Source organism: Anaerofustis butyriciformans, from assembly GCF_036289385.1.
GTDB classification, from domain to species: domain Bacteria; phylum Bacillota; class Clostridia; order Eubacteriales; family Anaerofustaceae; genus Anaerofustis; species Anaerofustis butyriciformans.
This window is the reverse complement of record NZ_JAYFFH010000001.1, coordinates 589,738-610,769: the sequence shown is the minus strand read 5'-3', so window position 1 is coordinate 610,769 and position 21,032 is coordinate 589,738. Positions and strand designations below refer to the sequence as shown.

The following is a 21,032-nucleotide window of genomic DNA, read 5'->3' as shown; positions in this document are numbered from 1 at the left end:
TTTAGTTAAATAGTATATAATAATTTGTATGAAAAATGATAAATTAATATATTTAAGCGAACAGATTTATTTACTAATGAATAACGATGATTATAAGCCTATGAAATTTAAAGATTTTGCTTATATTTTTTCTCTTCATTCAAAGAATCAAAAAAATCTTTTATCTAATGCGCTAAATCATCTAATCAGTGAAAAAATGATAAAGTATGTTGACGGAAGATATTTTCTTACCAAAAATAAAGTATATGAAGGAATATACGATAGAGGTAAGGGTTTATTTGGTTTTGTCAGTGTTGATGAACTTGATGAAGATATATTTGTCTTAGGAAGTGATTCAATGGATGCTTTTAGCGGAGATAAAGTAAAAGTAGAAATAATAAAAGAAAAACAAGGAGATAAAAAAAGAGAAGGCAGAATTATCGAAATAACAAGTAAGGTTAAAAGACAAACTGTCGGTACATTCTTTAAAGAAAAAACTTTTGGCTTTGTTGTAAGTGATAATCCTAAATTTACAAATGATATATACATTCCAAAATCAGGAATAAAATATGCAAAAAATAAAGATAAGGTCGTTGTAGAAATAACAGATTTCCCAAAAGATAAAAATTGGGTTGGAAGAATAAAAAAAGTACTAGGACATCAAGGTGATGACGGCATTGAAATAGAATCATTAATATATGAATATGATATCCCAAATGATTTTTCAAAAGATGCAGTCAAAGAATCTAAAGAGCTTACTTTTGATAGTCTTGATAAATTTGAAAATAAAAGAAAAGATATAACAAAAGAAAATATTTTTACAATAGATGGTATAACGGCAAAAGATCTTGATGATGCAGTTAGCATTAAAAAAGATGGTAAGGATTATATTTTGTCAGTTCATATTGCAGACGTAAGCAATTATGTAAAAAGAAATAGTGAAATTGATAAAGAAGCATATGAAAGAGGGACAAGTGTATATTTCCCTGATAGAGTTATTCCAATGCTTCCAAAAGCTTTATGTGAAAATTTATGTAGTCTAAATCCAAATGAAAAGAAAAAGGCTTTTAGTGTTGACATTAGGATAAATAATCAAGGTAAACTTATATCATATGATTTTTACAAGTCGATTATTATGTCAAAAGCAAGATTTGTTTATGATGAAGTAAACGAGCTTTTTGAAGGAAGTAAAGAATTAAAAGAAGAATATTATATATATAAAGACGATTTGTTTTTAATGAAAGAGCTTTACGAAATTTTAAGACAAAGACGCTTTAAAGAAGGAAATATAGATTTTGATGTTGATGAAAATGAAATAATTGTAAAAGACGGAACTGTTGAGGATGTTAAAATTAGACATCGAGGTATTGCGGAAAGAATAATAGAACAGTTTATGCTTATAGCAAATACTTCAGCTTGCGAATTCTTTTCATCAATGGGAGTAAATGGTATATACAGAGTCCATGAACAGCCGGACAAAGAAAAAATTTCCGATTTTGTTCGTTTTGCAAATGCTCTTGGTTATAAATTGAGACTTCATGACGAACATTATAATAAAGAGTTACAGCAGTTTTTAAAAGAAATAGAAGGGGATAAAAACGAGCAGCTTTTTAAAACCGTTCTTTTAAGATGTATGAAGAAAGCTGTTTATACTACCGATAATAAAGGACATTTTGCCCTTGCAATACCGAACTATACCCATTTTACATCTCCAATAAGAAGATATCCTGACTTAATGGTTCATAGAGTTTTATCTAATATTTTACTTGGTAACATTAATTTGGATAACCTTGAAAAAGAAAGAGAAAAAATGGAGAAAAAAGCAAATCATCTTTCAAAAGCTGAAAGAATAAGCGAAGAAATAGAAAGAGAAGCAGATAAAATTTTTATTTGTGAATATATGGATAGATTTATAGATGAAGAGTTTAAAGGAAGAATTTCCGGTTTCAGCCAAAAAGGTATGTATGTAAAATTAGAAAACGGTGTAGAAGGCGTTATATATTTTAATAATTTAAAGGACGATTATTATATATATGACGAAGAACATTATTCTCTAATCGGAAGAGAATTTGGCAAAAAATATATGATGGGTGAAGAAATTAACATTAAAGTAATTGGCGTATCTAAATTGAAAAGAGAAGTAGAATTTTGTATAATATAAGATAAATGTTTTTAAAGAGAGAGTAGTTATGGAAGAAAAAATGAGAATAAACAAATATCTTGCAAGTTGTAATGTTGCATCCAGAAGAAAATGCGAAGAAATTATTTCAAGCGGAAAAGTTACATTAAATGGAAAAGTGGTAAAAGAACTTGCAACGATGGTTGATGTGAAAAAAGATAAAGTAAAAGTATTTGGAAAGCCTGTAGAACTTGATAACAGCAAAGTATACTATATGTTAAATAAACCTGCAGGTGTAATAAGTGCCAGCAAAAGCAAATATGGAGAAGAAACAGTTGTTGATATTATAGGGAAAAAAGAGCATAGATTATTCCCTGTGGGAAGACTTGATAAGGATACTACAGGTCTTATTATTCTAACAAATGACGGAGATTTTGCATATAAGCTTACTCATCCAAAATATGAAAAAGAAAAAACATATGAAGCTTTGGTAAAAGGTCATATTGATTCTAAAGGATTAGAAAGACTTAAAAAAGGTGTTGTAATAGACGGTAAAAAAACATCAAAAGCGAAAGTAAGACTTATTAAAATGGCTGGTAACAACTCTTTAATAGAAATAACCATAATTGAAGGAAGAAAAAGACAAGTAAAGAAAATGTGTGAAAGAGTAGGGCACAAAGTACTAAAATTAAAGAGAACCATGGAAAACGGACTTGGGCTTGGAGATTTACAAGAAGGAGAATACAGAAAGCTTACTAAAAATGAAGTAAATAGGCTTTTAAGATAATATGAATTTATTTGATAATGTTACGGATATAACAAATTTTATAATAAACAGTAAAGTTAAAATAGGAGATACCGTACTTGACCTTACAATGGGGAATGGAAACGATACTTTATATCTTGCAAAAAAGGTATCACAAAAAGGTAAAGTATATTCTTTCGACATTCAAAATGAAGCAGTGGAAAATACGAGTAAACTTCTTAGAGAAAATAATATAAAAAATGCGGTTCTAATAAAAGATAACCATAAAAACGTATTAAATTATGTTAAGGAAAAGGTTGATTTTGGGGTTTATAATCTTGGGTATTTGCCAGGTTATGATAAACATATTGTTACCAAAAGCGAAAGCACTGTTGAAAGTTTAAAAAATGTCATAACACTTTTAAATATAAAAGGAATTATATGTATATGTGCTTATGTTGGTCATGAAGGCGGATATGAAGAATATTTAAAAGTTAAAGAATATTGTATAAATCTACCTAAAAGAAACTTTAATGTATTACTTCTTGAACATATAAACAGGAGTGAGAATGCTCCTAGAATGATAATAATAGAAAAAATAAAATAGTGGAGATAATATGAAAAAATATTTAATAATAACTTACGGATGTCAAATGAATGAAAACGACAGTGAAAAAATGAGCGGGATGCTTGATAATCTTGGATATATACAAACAGATAAAGAAGAAGATGCCAATCTTATTATCATGAATACATGTAGTGTAAGAGAAAATGCAAATAACCGCTTCTTTGGAAATTTGGGTAATTTTAAGAAGCTTAAAAAGAGAAAAAAAGATTTGATTATCGGCGTTTGCGGATGCATGATGCAGGAAGAACATATTGTAAAGAAAATAAAAGAAAAATATTCTTTTGTTGATATTGTTTTTGGAACACATAATATTGCATCTCTTCCTTCTTTACTTGAAGAATGCGAAGCAAAGAGAAAACTTGTTGTTGAAGTGTTAAGTGACAGTGATTCTCTTCCTGAAGGACTTCCTGTTCACAGACAGTTTAAACATAAAGCCTTTGTAAGCATAATGAAAGGTTGTAATAACTTTTGTACTTATTGTATAGTTCCATATACAAGAGGAAGAGAAAGAAGCAGAGAATATAAAAATATTCTAAGTGAAGTAACAAACCTTGCAAAAGACGGAGTAAAAGAAGTTACTTTGCTTGGTCAAAATGTTAATTCATATGGAAAAAATTTGGAAGATAGAATTTCATTTGCCGAACTTTTAAAGAGAGTAAGTGAGGTTGAGGGAATTGAGAGAGTAAGATTTATGACTTCTCATCCAAAAGATTTAAGTGATGAACTTATTGAAGTAATAAAAAATAATGATAAGATATGTAATCACATTCATCTTCCAATGCAATCAGGTTCAAGCAGAATATTAAAATTAATGAATAGACACTATGATAAAGAAACATATATAAATCTTGTTAAGAAAATAAGAAGTGAAATTCCTGATATTGCAATTACGACAGATATTATTGTTGGATTTCCAACTGAAACAGAAGAAGACTTTAATGATACTTTAGATGTATATAAAGAATGTGAGTTTGACACTGCTTTTACTTTTATTTATTCAAAAAGAGAAGGTACAAAAGCAGCTGTAATGGAAGGACAAGTTGACGAAGATGTTGTAAAGGTAAGATTTGATAAACTTGTAAAACTTCATGATGAAATATTATTTAAACAAAATCAAAAATATCTAAATAAAACCGTTGATGTATTAATTGACGGAGTAAGCAAAACAAATGATAAGGTGCTTACAGGTAGAACTGATACATTTAAACTTGTTAACTTTACCGGAAATGGTAAAGCAGGGGATATAGTTAAAGTAAAAATAACAGATGTAAAAACATTCCATTTAAGTGGAGAACAATTATAGAATAGGAGAAAAATTTTATGGCTTCATTGACACCAATGATGAGACAATATTTGCAAACACATGAAACAGTACCGGATACTATACTTTTTTATAGACTCGGTGATTTTTATGAAATGTTTTTTGATGATGCAAAGACTGCAAGCAAAGAACTTGATCTTGTTTTGACAGGCAGAGACTGTGGATTAGAGGAAAAAGCTCCAATGTGCGGAGTTCCTTATCATAGTGCAGATACATATATTGCTAAATTGGTTGAAAAAGGTTATAAAGTAGCTATATGCGAACAAGTAGAAGACCCTAAAACTGCAAAAGGACTTGTAAAAAGGGAGATTCAAAGGATTATTTCACCGGGAACAATTACAGAAGGGAAAATGCTAAAGGCAAGTGAAAATAATTATATTATGTGTATATATTATAACAAGCTTGAATTTGGTGTTACATACTGTGATATAACAACTGGAGAATTTAATGTTCTTAATTTAAGCGGTGAAAATAGAGAAAATGAGTTATTATCTTTACTTTCAAGAATAAATCCTGCTCAGATAATAGTAAATACTATTTTATTTGAAGATTTATCTTTAAAGAAGAAAATTTCAAGTGTAACAAAAGTTCAACTTGAACCTCATCCATTAAATTATTTCTTCTTTGATAAAGGAAAAGAGCTTATACTAACTCAGTTTAATGTTTATTCTCTTTCTTCAATAGGTCTTGATAATAATGAAATAATAGTAAGAAGTGCAGGGGCTCTTTTAAAATATTTGGATGAAACCCAAAAAAGATCATTAATGCATATAAATGAAATAAAAATAAACGAAGATAAAGGATATATGCATCTTGATTACAATACAAAAAGAAATCTTGAAATAGTAGAAAATTTAAGAACAAATAATAAAAAAGATACACTTCTTGACGTTCTTGACGAAACTATTACTCCTATGGGCGGAAGAGAAATGAAGAAGTGGATTTTGGAACCTCTTCTTGATAAGGATAGAATTATAAATAGACAAGATGCAATAAAACTTTTTTATGATGATGTAATGATTCTTGAGGATATTAGCTCAAATTTAAAATATGTTAAAGACATAGAAAGAATAATATCAAGACTTTCTCTTGATATTGCCAATGCAAGAGATTTGATAGCTTTGAAAGAATCAATAGGTGTAATACCAAGAATAAGAATTCTTCTTTCAAAGTTTATGGAAAAATCAAAACTTGTAAAAGAGATATATAATAACTTAGATGAGCTTGGAGATATTTATGATTTAATAAATAATTCCATTGATGATGATTGCCAAGTAAGCCTTAAAAATGGTGGTTTGGTAAAACTTGGATATAATGAAGAAATTGACGAACTTAAGAATTTAAAAGAAAATTCTGCAGGAATTCTTGCAAACATTGAAAAAGAAGAAAAAGAAAAAACAGGTATAAAAAATCTTAAAATAAAATATAATAAGGTTTTTGGTTATTTCTTAGAAGTTACATCTTCTTATAAAGATTTAGTTCCTGATTATTTTATACGTAAACAGACTTTGGCAAATTCTGAAAGATATTTTACGGAAGAATTAAAAGAAATAGAAGTAAAATTACTTAGTGTTGAAGAAAAGTTAAAAGAAAAAGAGTATGCTGTCTATGTTGATATAAAAAACAGGGTTCTTGAAAACATAAAGAGAATACAAAAATCTGCAAAAATGATTGCCGTTATTGATGTTATTTTATCATTAAGTGTCGTTGCAAAGAAAAACAGATACATAAAACCAACAATAACAACAGACGGAAGTATAATAATAAAAGAAGGAAGACATCCTGTTGTAGAAAAAATAACAGGAATAGATAATTTCATTCATAACGATACATTGCTTGATAATGAAGATAATAGAATGCTTATTATAACAGGTGCAAATATGGCTGGAAAATCTACATATATAAGACAAGTTGCACTTTTATCTATTATGGCGCAAATGGGTTCTTTTGTACCTGCATCGTCAGCAAGCATAAGTATAGTTGACAGAGTGTTTACCAGAGTAGGAGCAAGTGACGATCTTGCAAACGGACAAAGTACATTTATGGTCGAAATGAGTGAAGTATCTAATATTTTAAAATATGCTACAAAAAATTCACTTGTAATTCTTGATGAAGTTGGAAGAGGTACCTCTACATTTGATGGACTAAGTATTGCTCATGCTGTAATAGAATATTTGCTTGACAAGTCAAAAATAGGAGCAAAGACACTATTTGCAACTCACTATCATGAATTAACGGAACTTGAAAGTGAAAAAAGCGGTGTAAAAAATTATTCTATCAGGCTTGAAAGTAATGGTGATGAAATTATTTTCTTAAGAAAGATAGAAAGAGGCGGAATTGATAAAAGTTATGGTATTGAGGTAGCAAAACTTGCAGGACTTCCTGATGAAGTAATAAAAAGAAGTATACAGATACTTGATGTTTTAGAAGAAAATGAAGAATCCTATAAAACAAAAATAGATAATGTAAATAAGAGTTTAAATAACGGAAGTGAAAAGTTTACTCAGCTTGTTCTTGGAGCTGATGTGAATAATGATAAATTAATGGAAGGCTATGAATTAAATAAAAAAATAGTAAGTAAAATCAAGACTTTACCTATTGAGAGTATGAGTCCAATTGAAGTTATGAATTTTATTTACGAACTTAAACAATCTTTAGAAAAAGAGGAAATTTAGTCGTGGCACAAATTATAAAACAATTATCGAATGAGCTTGTAAATAAAATATCGGCAGGAGAAGTTGTTGTTTCTCCTGCTTCGGTTATAAAGGAACTTGTAGAAAATTCAATAGATGCAGGTTCAACTCATATAAAAATAGAAATAGAAAACGGTGGAAAGTCAAAAATTCTCGTAAGTGACAATGGATGTGGAATAAAAGCGGATGAATTAAGTTTGGCTTTTAGTAAAAATGCAACATCTAAAATTGATAACGTAGATAAACTTTCAAGTATTGATACGTTAGGATTTAGGGGAGAGGCTTTGTTTAGTATTTCCGTTGTAAGCAAAGTTAAAATTAAAACTAAATTTAAAGATGACAAAATTGGGACAAGAGCTATGATAATAAACGGAAAAGTTCAAAATGTATCAAGCATTGCCCTTAATACAGGAACGAGAATAGAAGTTGATGATTTATTTTATAATACTCCCGCAAGAAAAAAACATATGAAAAGTGCTAAGGGAGAAAAGACATCTTCTTTGGATATAATTTCAAAGCTTGCAATAGCAAATCCTAATATTGCTTTTAGCGTTTATAGTGACGGAAGGGAAGTTTTTGTTACAACAGGAGATAATGATATAAAAAATGTTATTACAACAATTTTAGGCTATGATTTTATAACAAAAATGATAGATGTAGACTATGAAGACGAGCCTTTAATTGTAAAAGGAGTTACATTATCACCTAATTATTTAGATAGACAAAATGAAGAAAGTATTTTTATAATAAACGGCAGATATGTAAAAAATGATTCTTTATCTAAAGCAATAAACAATATTTACAGAGAACAGTTTGGGCTTTTTACAAAAAGAATCTCTTATGTTTTATATATTAATCTTCCTTATAATTTTACCGATGTAAATGTGCATCCTTCAAAGACTACAATTTCTTTTAGAAATGAAAGTCTTATTACAATGCTTATTTGTGAGGGAATAAGAAAAGCAGTTAGAGAATCTATAAATTTAAATGAGAATTCAAAAATAAGAAAAGAGAAAAAAGAAAATCCTCTTGATGCTCAAATTGCTTTTGAAACTGCAGAAGAATATGTAGTAGACGAAAAAGAAGTAGAAAATAAACTTTACAGCATAAAGGATAATGAACAAGAGAAAGAAGATAATAATTTAAAAGGTGAGATAAAAAATACCATAGATATTACTGAGTTTTACGAACAAAGTAAATATCCTTCTTTTGTTGACTTCGAAGAAAAACCTTTATTTGAAGAAAATAAGACGAAAGAAGTTATAAGTAAAGATACAAATATTTCTGATAAAGAAAATATTGTTGATAAAAGTATTTTTGATAAAATTTCAAATATGAAATTTATCGGTACGGCTTTTAAAGCTTATGCTATGTTTGAAAGTGGAGATACTATATTTGTAATGGATACCCATGCAAGTCACGAAAGAGTATTATATGATGAATATTTAAGGGAATATCAAAATGAGGACGTAAGAACTCAAATTTTAGCTGCTCCTTTTGTATTAGAGCTTGGGGTTACATTAAAAGATGTTTGTATTAATAATTTGGAAAGTTTGAGAAAATTAGGATATGAAATAGAAGATTTTTCCGGCAGTAATGTGATAATAAGAGAAATTCCGGAAATGTTATCTATTGAAGATACAAAAGAAATAATATTAAATATTCTATCTACACTTAAAAATACATCGGTTTTATCAAATGATATAAACAGAAATGAAAGATTAATTAAATCGGCTTGTCACCATGCTGTTAGAGGACATGATGATATATCTGAAAGTGAAGCAAGAAAACTTTTAAATGATTTAAAGAAAAGTGATAATCCTTTTTCTTGCCCACACTCAAGACCAACAATTTCTAAAATAAAGAAAAAATATTTTGAAAAAATGTTTCAAAGGATTTAGATATGAACAAAATTATTGTTATCGCAGGGCCTACGGCTTCTGGAAAAAGTGGGTTATCTATAGATTTAGCAAAGGATATAGAAGCAGAGATTATTTCTGCGGATTCAGTGCAGGTGTATAAATATATGGATATAGGTTCGGCAAAAGTTACAAAAGAAGAAATGCAGGGTATAAGACATTATCTTGTAGATGAGTTTTATCCTGATGAAAAGTTTAATGTATCTGTATTTGTTGAAAAGGGGATAGAATATATAAATGAAATCTTAAATAAAGGCAAAGATGTAATCATTGTCGGAGGAAGCGGTCTTTATGTTGATGCGCTTATTTACGATTCTTATGAATTTAAAAAAGAAGATTCTGACGATGAATACAGAAACTATCTTGAAAACCTTGCAAAAGAAAATGGAAAAGAATATATTTATAATATGCTTTTAGAAGTTGATGAAGAAAGTGCAAAAGAAATTCATCCAAATAATTTAAAACGTGTTATAAGAGCTCTTGAAATATATAAAAATACAGGTAAGAAAAAATCTGAATTAAATATAAAAAAGAAAAAATACAGGTTTGATAATACATATTATTTTTGTTTAAATGATGATAGACAAAAATTGTATGATGGGATTGACCTTAGAGTAGATAAAATGGTTGAAGAGGGACTCATTAAAGAAGTTAAATCTTTACTTGATATGGGATATGATGAAAATTTAACTTCCATGAGAGCTTTAGGATACAAAGAGATTGTAAGTTATTTAAAAAATGAAATATCTTTTGAGGAAGCTATTTATATTATAAAAAGAGATACAAGACATTTTGCAAAAAGACAGCTTACATGGTTTAGAAGAAATGAAGATATAATATGGATAGATAAACAAGAATATAAAAATAATAAAGAAATAATAGAATTTATGAGGGGTTGTATAAATGAGTGAATTTGCAAGTGAGAAAGCAATAAAAATAGTTAAAGACGCAGAAAAGCAGGTTGAATATAAGTTTAAAGAAATTGATGAAATATGTGAATATAATCAATTTAAGGTTTTATCAGCAATGCAAAAATATAGGTTAGCTCTTCGTCACTTTAATGAAAGTACAGGATATGGCTATGATGATGAAGGAAGAGAAATAACCGAAAAAATATATGCCGAAGTTTTTGGTGGGGAAGCTGCATTGGTAAGACCTCAAATAGTAAGCGGGACACATGCAATAAGTCTTATGCTTTATGGTGTTTTAAGACCAGGAGATACTCTTTTAAGCATTACAGGAGACCCTTATGATACAATAAGGTCTACAATTGGTATAAATGACAATGGAGAAGATTTAGGCTCTTTAAAGGATTATAACGTTGATTATGATAAAGTTGAGCTTTTAGAAGATGGTTCAATTGATTATGAAAAAATAAAAGAAAAATTAAATGATAAGGTAAAAGCAGTATTTATACAACGTTCTAGCGGATATAAAGACACAAAAGCTCTTTCAATTAGAAAAATTAAAGAAGCTTGTGAATTTGTTAAGGGAATAAAAAAAGATGTTATTATTCTTGTAGATAACTGCTATGGTGAATTTTTAGAAAAACAAGAACCTTTAAATGTTGGTGCAGATATGATTGCAGGTTCACTTATAAAAAACCCTGGTGGTGGACTTGTATCTGTCGGAGGATATATTGTAGGAAGTGAAAAAAATATAAAGAAAGTTGCCGCCAGACTTACATCTCCGGGAATAGCTCTTGAAGTAGGTGCAAATCTTGGAGTAATTCGTTCATATTTACAAGGACTTTTTATTGCTAGTAAAGTTACAAGCGGAGCAATAAAAGGTGCAATACTTGCTGCAAAAGTTTTTGAAAGCATAGGGTATAGAGTATTCCCTGGAGTAGACGATGAAAGAAGCGATATAATACAAGCTGTTGTTCTTGGAAGCAGTGAAAAAGTTTATGCATATTGTGCAGGTATACAAAGTGCTGCTCCTGTAGATTCTTATGTTACTCCTGAGCCTTGGGATATGCCTGGATATGATGATCAGGTTATTATGGCAGCAGGAAACTTTATTGAAGGTTCATCAATTGAGCTTAGTGCTGATGCGCCAATGAAGGAGCCTTATATTGTTTATCAGCAAGGCGGACTTACATATGAACATTCAAAAATAGGAACAATAAAAGCTTTGGATGAAATTTTAAAAATTGACGATAAAAAATAATATGATTTTTTAATCATATTATTTTTTTGCAATAACCGTATAAATAAATCCTTTTTCTTTTTTACTCTCTATAATTGTAAATCCGCATTTTATCATCATTTTTTCAATTCCTTTTTTGTTGGTTGTCTTATAATCTCCGCTTTTTAAGAAAGGAAAAATAAAGTGATTATCAATAAACGCAGGAATTCCTCCTACTCCGGTATCAGATAAAATATATAGTCCTCCTTTTTTTAAAACTCTGTAAGCTTCTTTCATTGCTTCTTCTTGATATGGGTAGTGATGGAAACTTTGTATACATGTTACTATATGGAAAAATTCATCTTTAAAATCTAGTTTATTAGATGTTCCAACAGAAAAATATGTATTTGGAATATTTTTACTTTTTGCTACTTTAATCATATTTTCAGAAATATCTATGCCAAAATAATTTTGTCCTGTTTTTAAATTTTCAAATAAAAAACCTGTTCCACATCCTACATCTAATATATTATCGTATTTTAAATTATTTAAATATGTCGATACACTATTACAGCTTATTTTTCCTTCTTTTGAATAATATATTGTGTTTTTTTTATCATAATCTTTTGCTTGTTTATTAAAATGTGTTTTTGATAATTCTTCAATATCTTTCAAAACAAAACTCCTTTTTTATTTAGAATAACATAAAAACAAGTTAGCTTCAACTAACTTGTTAGAATTTATTTATTAACTTTTTATTAACTTATATGAATATATTTAAATATAATAAATTTTTATAATTATTTTAATTAAAAGATATTTCATTTTTTATTTTATTAAGACCATTTTTTTCAAGTCTGGAAACTTGTGCTTGACTTATTCCGATTTCATTGGCAACTTCTATTTGAGTTTTTCCCATATAGTATCTTTTTAATATTATTTCTTTTTCTCTTCCTTTTAATTTGTCAACGGCTTCTTTTAAAGATAAATTTTCTGTCCAATTTTCTTCTATATTTTTCTTGTCTCCTACTTGGTCAAGAAGGTATATACTGTCCCCATTATCGTTATACATTTTATCATATAAAGAGCATGGTTCTACTATCGAATCAAGAGCAAAGTTTAGATCTTTTTCCTTTATTCCAAGACTTTTTGCAATTTCTTTGTTTGATATATTTTTATCTTTATTTAACTCTTTAAATTTAAGAGCTTTATATGCAGTGTCCTTTAATGAACGGCTTACTCTGATACTTCCGTTATCTCTAAGGTATCTTCTAATCTCCCCGATAATCATAGGAACGGCATAGGTACTAAATTTTACATCAAATTTTGTATCAAAATTATCTATTGCTTTAATAAGACCTATACATCCTACTTGAAATAAATCATCCATATTTTCATTACGGTTTGAAAAACGCTGAACAACACTTAAAACAAGCCTTAAGTTGCATCTTATAAATTCGTTTTTTAAATCTTCTTCACCATTCTTTATTCTAAGTAACATATCTTCAATTTCTTTATTTGATAAATTGGGTAATGATGATGTATTTATACCGCATATTTCAACTTTTCTTATCACTTGGCTTCTCCTTTGTATGAAAATTTGTATATTAAAATTTTTACCTTAGATAAGAAAGTTATTCCAATACAATAAAAATTTATAAGGAAGATAATGGAATGGAATTTTCTTAGCTTTTAATTGATTTAAGTTTGTAGTATAATATTAATAATTTTCATAAAGGAGAAAAATATGCCAAGATTTTTTTGTATTGATAAGGAAAACGATACTTTTTATTTAGATAAAGAAGATAGCAAACATATAAAAAAATCCCTTAGAATGATAGAAGGGGATAGTATAACCATTTGTGATAAGAATGGGTATGATTATGAATGTATATTAAATTATGAAGGAGAAAATGTTGTTGCAAAAATAATATCTAAAAAAGAAAATGATACGGAACCAAGTGTAAAAATAACATTATATCAAGCAATGCCAAAATCAGATAAATTTGAAATGATTGTTCAAAAAGCTGTTGAACTTGGAGTTAGCGAAATAGTTCCTGTAATGACAAATAGATGTATTTCAAGACCTGATAAAAAATCTATGAAAAAGAAAATTGAAAGATATAACAAAATTTCTTTATCTGCTTCAAAACAAAGCGGCAGGGGAATAGTTCCATTAGTTAAAGAAATGGTTTCTTTTAAAGAAGCAATAGAGCAAATGAAAAAAAGTGATATGGCAATAATGTTTTATGAAAATGGAGGAAGGAATCTAAAGGAATTTGATTATAAAGATATAAAATCAATATCTTTTATTGTGGGAAGTGAAGGAGGTTTTGATGCATCTGAAGCTGATTATGCATCTAAAAATGATATTATTTTAATGGGACTTGGAAAAAGAATTTTAAGATGTGAAACAGCTCCTATTGCTGCTCTTTCAGCTCTTATGTTACTTACGGATAATATGTAAAAGCCTTTCTATAAGGCTTTTTTTGTTGCTCGTTTTATTAAAATTAGTATAGGCAGTACAAATGAAATAAAGATGAAAAAGTATTTAAAGTTACTAAAAATAACAATAATTTTGTTTGTTGTTTGAGGAAGTAATGTAATGATAAAAAATACTAACATAGAATAAAATAGTCTTATATTTTTTATACTTTTTAAATTAAATATTTTCTTTATTCCAAGTAAAGCTACAAATGTATATATTGAGATTTTAATAAGAGTTGTTATAAAAAAATTAAATCCAACTACTATTTCCATTCTTGTAATATAGGTTCCAATGCTTGAAACTCCCATGGTAATGAAATTAGGGAAAGGAACTTTTAAAATTAATGGAAACCCCAGTAATAGTACATTTGTAAAATATGTTAATAATATAATTACATAACTTATTGTTATACCTATAATATATGTTTTTTTTGTATTTTCAAATTTGTTAAGTTTATTTATTATAAAAGAAAATAAAATTATATCGCTGTAAGGAAGTAAGGAGTTAAAAAAAATATCTTTGTTCATGTCATTATAAAAACTGAAATTTAATATTTCATTTATATTGTTTATATCAAACATTTTAATAGGAAACAAAAGACAAAAAAATACTATTAAAAGATTTACTGGAATTAAAAATGTTGATATTTTTCCAAGTGTCAATATTCCCTTTTTTAAAGTAAGAAATATTAATAATAAAAATATTATTGTAGTTACGATGATTGGTGTTTTTGTAAGAACATTACCTTTAGTAAATAATACAAAGTATTTTAGATGTATTGCTTCAAGTATTAAAGAATATACAATAAAACAAAGACTAATAAAAATTGCAAAAAATTTATTAAAACTTGAGAAAATTATATCAAATAAATTTTGTTTATATTTAAGTAGGAAAACTAAGCTTATTATAATCGGAATAATAGATGAGATAAAGGATATTAAAATGTAAATTGGATTTTTTGCTGTATAAAAATAATATCCCGTAAGTACAGATGTTCCTAAGGTAAATAATATCATCATTGAAATAATTTCTTTTGTTGAGAGTCTATCCATCTAATCCTCCGTCATTTCTTTTATTTGAACATTTATTTTTACATTTGGTGATAGATTCATAAAATAATCATTCCAGTTAGTATGATTGTTTTTTATTTTTCTATTGTTTAAATTAAATCCATAACCAAAAATATCAACTTTAAATTTTTTTTGTGTAATATTTATAAAAGAATAAATTTCTTTTGTAATTTGTTTTCCCAATTCTTTTTCTATTTCTTTTTGTGAAATATTATTGTCATTGCTTTCTATATATGCATTTATGTCCATTTTTATATTTAGTTTATTATTTTCGATTTTATTTTTTGTTTTATTTAAAGATATTTTTGTGTTTACTATGCTGTCATCAATATTTAATTTTAATTGTATTGAATCTTTTTTATTTAATAAAAAAGAATAGTAGTTTACATCTTTGTCTTCTATATATCCAAGTAATTTATCATTTTTAAATACAGCAATCTTGTTTGCATAAAAATTCTTTTTTTCATTCTCATTTGTTTTTTTTATTACAGGTAATGTTAATTCAATACCTTGATTTTCTATTGAGTTTATTACTTTGTATGCTCTTGCACTGTCATTAAATAATTTATTTTTACTTAACTGTTCTAATATTTCAAATCCGTGAAAAGTTCCGTTTTCTGATGATGAATTTAAAATTTCTTTTGCTGCTGAATTATATGTTGTTGTAAATGTTGTATTAAATCTTAGATTATTTTCTTCAAATACTAAATTTAAGATATCATTTATTCCGTCTTCTTTTGCGTATTCTTCACCTACAATAATAAGTCCACAGTGGCTTAAATTTACTTTATTGTTAAATTTACCGTCAAGTTTACTTAATGCTTCATATATTGAATCTCCTGTTGATGTTATTACCTGTGGTTTGATGGAAAGTTGTCCTCCATAATCTTCAGACTGCAATGTTTCTGCGCTTACTTCGTATCCTGATTGTGTTTTATCTATTCCTAATGTAAAAATCAGTATTTCTCTTTCCAGTTCCGTATAGTCAAAACAGGATGTAAGAAGTGGAAGTGTTATTATTAAAAATAGAACCGAAATTATTTTATTTTTCATATTAGTTTATCCTATCTTTCTTTTCAGACATATCGGTAGGTCTCGTTATCATTTTGTACCATGGAGACCTGTAAAACGAATCTTTAAATTGTTGTATTGAATGAAAAGTAACGTTTGCCATATAAGACATACCAAAAGATTTTATTGATGATAAGTGAACAATTAAAAGTAAAAATGCAATTGTAAACCCGTATAAACCAAGTATTGAAGAAAGAATTATAAATAAAAATCTAAATATTATAGTAGAACCTTTTACACTTGGAATCATTAATTCACTTATAGCAGATAGAGCTACAACTATTATCATAGGTGCACTTATAAGTCTTGCTTCAACTGCAGCCTGTCCAACAACAATACCACCTACAATACCAAGAGCAGTAGTTGCTCCACTGCCGCTTCTATTGCCCGCTTCTCCTAGAATTTCAAAGATAATTATCATAAGAATACATTCCGTAAAACTTGAACATGGTATGCCTTCTCTTGCTCCAATTATACTTATGGCAAGAGAACTAGGTAAAATTTCTTTATGAAATGTTATTATTGCTATATATAATGCCGGTATACATATAGATAAAAAATAGCTTATTATTCTTATCATTCTTGTAAAAGAAGCAAAATAATAATTTAGATAATAATCGTCTCCTGACATAAAATTTTCAATAAATAAATAGGGAACTGTCATAACAATTGGTGTCCCGTCAACAAATAAAGCTACTCTACCCTCTAGTATTTTACTTGCTATTACATCAGGTTTTTCATATGTTCCAGCTGTTTTAAAAGGGGAGAATCTGTTGTCTTTTACGGATTCCAAAATATAATTCACATCAAGAACTGAGTCAATATTGATTTTTTTTATTCTTTTTTTTAATTCCTTTAAAACCTTTTTATCAACTATTCCGTCGATGTATGCAAGGCAGGTTTTTGTTTTTGTAACATTACCGATAGTTGAAAATTCAAATTTTAAATTTGGGCTTTGTATTTTTCTTCTAAGCAATGATAAGTTTGTAAGGATATTTTCTCCAAAGCCTTCTCTTGGTCCTTTTGCAATTTTTTCACTAGGGGGCTCCATTATAGCTCTTAAAGTAAAACCTTTTGTATCAATGCTTAAAGCTTTATTTTGCCCTTCTATTAGTAAAATTGTATTTCCATAAAGCAAATCGGAATAAATATCTTCAAATGTATTTTTTTCTTTTACATCATTTGAAAATAATATTTTTGTTTTTAATTTATCTAAAATATTAAATTTAAAAACAATTTTTTTATTTTCTAAAATTGGTTTGATTATATCTTCATCGATTCTTTCGCTATTGGACATTCCATCAATAAATAAAAGAAGATAATCTATTCCTTTGTTTTTAAATTCTCTGTATCTTATTGTGTCATCATTATTAAATTGATTTTTTATTATTGCCTTGTTAATTTTTAAATTTTTATATAATTTATTCATTGTATACCTTTGGGAAAATTATTTATATAGATTATTTTTTCCAAAATATTAATTTGTATACTTTTTAATAAAATAAAAAAGCACCTTATAAAAGGTGCTTTTTTTTAAAATAAGCTATAAAACATATTCTTTATACTAAACGTATTATAATTTTTTAAACTTGCTTGTGTTACTTTATTATTTCTGATTCTTCCTTCATTATCTTGAACATGTACAGTAAATGTTTTTTCTCCAAGTTTAGTTCCGTTATAGCTTACTGAACAAGTCATTGAATATGATCCCGGAGATTCGCTGTCAAAGTCATCATCATCAATTATTGTTACAGAACCATAATCTGTTGACCCATCAGATAAAGTTACTATGGCTGAAGGTGAATAATAATTTTCGCCTTTATTTATCCATATTGATGAAGGATTTAAAGAGAATGAGGTTACTGTAGGGCTTGATGAGCCACTAACACTAATTGTAGCACTTGCAGTTAATGTAGTTCCTTCTTGTGTATATTTTGCAGTGATTGTTGCACTTCCGCTGCTTACACCGGTTATTGTGCTTCCTGATACTTTTGCAACAGAACTGTTACTTGAAGATAGACTTGCGCTAATATTCTTAGTTGAGCCATCTGCTAATGTTCCCGTAACCGTAGCTGTAGCAGTTTGTCCGGCTTCAATAGACCCTGGACTTATAGTTAATTTTATTGAATGAACAGTTGATTTTCCATGTATATCACAAGAACCTTTTACACTATATTTTGCTTGTGAACCAATTTCATTTTTTCCTTTTACTCCAGGTGGATAAGTTATTTTACTTAAATCCAGTAATACAGATGTTTTTACTTGATCAGCAGGACAATATTCTGTTGCTTTTTTATTGGATGCTTCACATATTTTTGCTGAAACATGAATATCATCACTTCCGCTTGGGCCTTTTCCTGTTAAGAAATATTCTGTATATACTTTAGAACCTCTTGGGTCTTTATATGATAGGGAAGTAGGGTTTTTACCCGATACTCCGTCTACTTTTGCTTGATATACATCATCAGGTTGTGATGCAAATTTACTGTTTTCTATATCTTTTTTACTATATATGTCTGTGAATGCTTCTTTCCAGAAAGCAGCCGGACCATTTGTAGAACCCCCATAAGTACCGATATTCAAGTTATAGGTTGTCCCATCTACCGTGACGACGTTCTGGTCGTATCCATACCAAACAGCTCCGGAATATTCAGGAGTATAACCACAGAACCATGCATGTCTGTTTTCATCAGTTGTACCTGTTTTACCTGCTACTTCTGTACCGTCAATTGAGATATATGTTGTACCACCTTTTACAACATCTTTAAGAATGTCTGTAATAATAAATGCAGTACCTTCTTCAAATACTTTTACTTTTTCTGATTTGTTACTTAAAATAATTTCTCCGTTTTTATCGGTTATTTCAGTATACATTATAGGAGTTTGTCTAACTCCTCCATTTGCAAATGTTGTATAAGCACTTGCCATAGCCAATGTAGATTGTCCATGTGTATAACCCCCAAGAGCTAATGCAGCAGGGTTTAAGTCATTTACGTCATTTTCATCTTTTACAATATCAAGTCCTAATTTTTCTGCATAAGGAAGAATTGTTTCTGTACCTGTTTGTAACATTGCCTGAACAGCTACCGTATTAACAGAGTTTGTAAGACCATTTCTTACTGTCATTAGTCCTTGATTTCCTCCGCCGGAGTTTTTAGGTGACCATCCTCCGTAAGAAATTGATGTATCATTAAATGTTGTTCCAGCAGTTATTTTGCCGGAATCAATTCCCGGAGCATATGTTGTAAGTGGTTTTGTAGAAGAACCTGGTTGAAATTTTTGAGTGGCTCTATTCATTGATAAACTTGCCGATTTTTCTCTTCCTCCAACTATACCTACTACTTTTCCGGTTTTGTTTTCGATAATAGTCATTCCGACTTCAGGATTATATTCTACTTCTTCACCTTTTTGTTTTGACATAGCTTCACTTGCTTGTTGTGCAGAATATGATTGAGAAGGGAAGATAGAATCATCTTTTGCCGTTTCTTCAAGTATTTTTTGTATATCCGGGTCTACAGTTGTCTTTATTGTTAATCCATTATTAAGAATAAATGTTGATGCGTCTTCTTTTGAATAGTTGTATTTTTCAGCTATGTCATTTACAACTTGTTCATATACAGCGTCAGTAAAATAAGAATATACAGTATTACTTTTATTTTCTACTAATCCGATTTTATTATTTTTTAATTCGTCCACTGCTATATCATATTCTTCTTTGCTTATATGATTTAAATCATACATTTTTTGGACTACTTCCAATGCTCTTTCCTGATTGTTTTCATCGTAAGCAAGAACTGTTTTTCCTTCGGAATTTTTTTCTTTTACAAGCGTATATTCACCGTCTCCATTTTCATCTTCATATACAAGAGGATCATAATATGTAGGAGCATTAATTATTGATGCCAAAACAGCAGCTTGAGCAATTGAAAGCTCATCAACATCTTTTTTGAAGAAATATTGTGCTCCTGATTGAATACCCCATGCTTGAGACATATTTACTTTATTTAAGTATGCTTCAAGAATTTCTTCTTTTGATAATTTCTTTTCAACTTCGATTGCTAATTTCCATTCTTGAACTTTACGTTTTATTGATGTTTCACTTGTTAAGTGTGTTAATTTAATTAGCTGTTGTGTTATTGTACTTCCACCCGGACCATCAGTGCTTCCTGATGTTAAAACTCCAAGAATAGCTTTACCAGTACCTATAAGGTCAACGCCTCCGTGTTCATAGAAACGTTTGTCTTCTATTGATACAAAAGCTAATTGAACAATTTCCGGTATTTCTTCTATACTTACAGGTTCTCTATTTTCAGAACCTTGAAGTTCCTGATAGTATTTTCCATCTTTATCTAATAAATGAGTTGCACTCGCATAATTAAATTTATCTAAATCAAGTGCAGGTGCTTGAGCCATCCATACAAGCATTAGAGCGAACCCACCTATAAAACATACAATACCTAAAGTAACAATAGCTGCAAGAACTCTTTTGAAAGTTATTTTTTTGCCTGGTCCTTTTTTGAATTTTCCTTTGCCAGCTTTATTTTTACCTAACATACTTTTCTTGGTAATGTTGCTTTTTTTCATGTTGTCTTTAGGTTTTTTAACTCTGACTCTTTTCTTACGCACTTTTACTTTTTTTTGCATATTATTAGGAGTCATGTTGTCGTTTGTGCTCATTTTTTACCTCCAATTTATATGACATAGCATATTCTTTAACATTATATAGCATAGTAAAATTTTTATCAATGCTATATGTTCCATTTTGGAAATATTTAATAAAATTTTAACATTATTATCACTTTTTTGTAATTAATTTTATTTATAAAAAAAAGTGAAATATTTAAATTTATATAAATAAAGTATTTATAAAAA

The 21,032-nt window shown here is 28.4% G+C and carries 15 protein-coding genes; 9 read left to right on the top strand and 6 right to left on the bottom strand.

The features are described from left to right. Positions 1-28 precede the first annotated feature (28 nt). Genes rnr through V2W16_RS02925 form a run of 8 tightly spaced genes read left to right on the top strand, consistent with a single transcriptional unit; the run spans position 29 to position 11,573 of the window. On the top strand, positions 29-2,140 hold the full coding sequence (rnr, locus tag V2W16_RS02960) for a ribonuclease R (protein WP_329381280.1): 2,112 nt from the start codon (positions 29-31) through the stop codon (positions 2,138-2,140). Between the two features lie 28 nt (positions 2,141-2,168). Next, positions 2,169-2,885, top strand: coding sequence for a pseudouridine synthase (locus tag V2W16_RS02955; RefSeq protein ID WP_138269110.1), 717 nt, complete (start codon positions 2,169-2,171; stop codon positions 2,883-2,885). Between the two features lies 1 nt (position 2,886). Further along, the gene (mnmM, locus tag V2W16_RS02950; protein ID WP_253230075.1) at positions 2,887-3,450 is read left to right on the top strand and encodes a tRNA 5-(aminomethyl)-2-thiouridylate-methyltransferase MnmM; all 564 of its coding nucleotides are present in this window, start codon (positions 2,887-2,889) and stop codon (positions 3,448-3,450) included. A gap of 10 nt (positions 3,451-3,460) precedes the next feature. After that, a complete protein-coding gene (gene miaB / locus V2W16_RS02945; protein ID WP_253230074.1) occupies positions 3,461-4,774 on the top strand; it encodes a tRNA (N6-isopentenyl adenosine(37)-C2)-methylthiotransferase MiaB in 1,314 nt (437 codons plus the stop codon). A gap of 17 nt (positions 4,775-4,791) precedes the next feature. After that, positions 4,792-7,467, top strand: a complete 2,676-nt coding sequence (gene mutS / locus V2W16_RS02940; protein WP_329381271.1) for a DNA mismatch repair protein MutS — start codon at positions 4,792-4,794, stop codon at positions 7,465-7,467. Between the two features lie 2 nt (positions 7,468-7,469). Then, complete coding sequence (mutL, locus tag V2W16_RS02935; RefSeq protein ID WP_329381268.1) at positions 7,470-9,386, top strand: DNA mismatch repair endonuclease MutL; 1,917 nt, start codon at positions 7,470-7,472, stop codon at positions 9,384-9,386. Positions 9,387-9,388: 2 nt separating this feature from the next. Further along, a complete protein-coding gene (miaA, locus tag V2W16_RS02930) occupies positions 9,389-10,315 on the top strand; it encodes a tRNA (adenosine(37)-N6)-dimethylallyltransferase MiaA (RefSeq protein ID WP_329381265.1) in 927 nt (308 codons plus the stop codon). Then, positions 10,308-11,573 carry a methionine gamma-lyase family protein gene (locus tag V2W16_RS02925; protein ID WP_329381262.1) on the top strand — a complete coding sequence of 422 codons (1,266 nt, stop codon included), beginning with the start codon at positions 10,308-10,310 and terminating at the stop codon, positions 11,571-11,573. Before miaA ends, V2W16_RS02925 begins: the two co-directional genes overlap by 8 nt. Positions 11,574-11,591: 18 nt before the next feature. Here the strand turns inward: V2W16_RS02925 and V2W16_RS02920 are convergent, their stop codons facing one another. Together V2W16_RS02920 and sigG are read right to left on the bottom strand one after the other, a co-directional pair. Next, complete coding sequence (locus tag V2W16_RS02920) at positions 11,592-12,206, bottom strand: class I SAM-dependent methyltransferase (RefSeq protein ID WP_329381259.1); 615 nt, start codon at positions 12,204-12,206, stop codon at positions 11,592-11,594. A gap of 130 nt (positions 12,207-12,336) precedes the next feature. Next, positions 12,337-13,107: an RNA polymerase sporulation sigma factor SigG gene (gene sigG / locus V2W16_RS02915; RefSeq protein ID WP_329381256.1), complete on the bottom strand. Its 771-nt coding sequence runs from the start codon at positions 13,105-13,107 to the stop codon at positions 12,337-12,339. A 171-nt stretch (positions 13,108-13,278) separates the two neighbouring features. Between sigG and V2W16_RS02910 the strand changes: the two genes are divergently transcribed. Further along, a complete protein-coding gene (locus V2W16_RS02910; RefSeq protein ID WP_329381253.1) occupies positions 13,279-13,998 on the top strand; it encodes a 16S rRNA (uracil(1498)-N(3))-methyltransferase in 720 nt (239 codons plus the stop codon). Positions 13,999-14,006: 8 nt separating this feature from the next. Here V2W16_RS02910 and V2W16_RS02905 read toward each other — a convergent pair whose 3' ends face one another. The 4 genes from V2W16_RS02905 to V2W16_RS02890 all read right to left on the bottom strand — a co-directional run bounded on the left by V2W16_RS02905 (position 14,007) and on the right by V2W16_RS02890 (position 20,837). Then, on the bottom strand, positions 14,007-15,071 hold the full coding sequence (locus V2W16_RS02905; protein ID WP_329381250.1) for a GerAB/ArcD/ProY family transporter: 1,065 nt from the start codon (positions 15,069-15,071) through the stop codon (positions 14,007-14,009). Beyond that, positions 15,072-16,142 carry a Ger(x)C family spore germination protein gene (locus V2W16_RS02900; protein ID WP_329381247.1) on the bottom strand — a complete coding sequence of 357 codons (1,071 nt, stop codon included), beginning with the start codon at positions 16,140-16,142 and terminating at the stop codon, positions 15,072-15,074. It abuts the gene before it with no gap. A gap of 1 nt (position 16,143) precedes the next feature. After that, complete coding sequence (locus V2W16_RS02895) at positions 16,144-17,589, bottom strand: spore germination protein (RefSeq protein ID WP_329381244.1); 1,446 nt, start codon at positions 17,587-17,589, stop codon at positions 16,144-16,146. A 104-nt stretch (positions 17,590-17,693) separates the two neighbouring features. Further along, the gene (locus V2W16_RS02890) at positions 17,694-20,837 is read right to left on the bottom strand and encodes a transglycosylase domain-containing protein (protein WP_329381241.1); all 3,144 of its coding nucleotides are present in this window, start codon (positions 20,835-20,837) and stop codon (positions 17,694-17,696) included. Positions 20,838-21,032 lie beyond the last annotated feature (195 nt).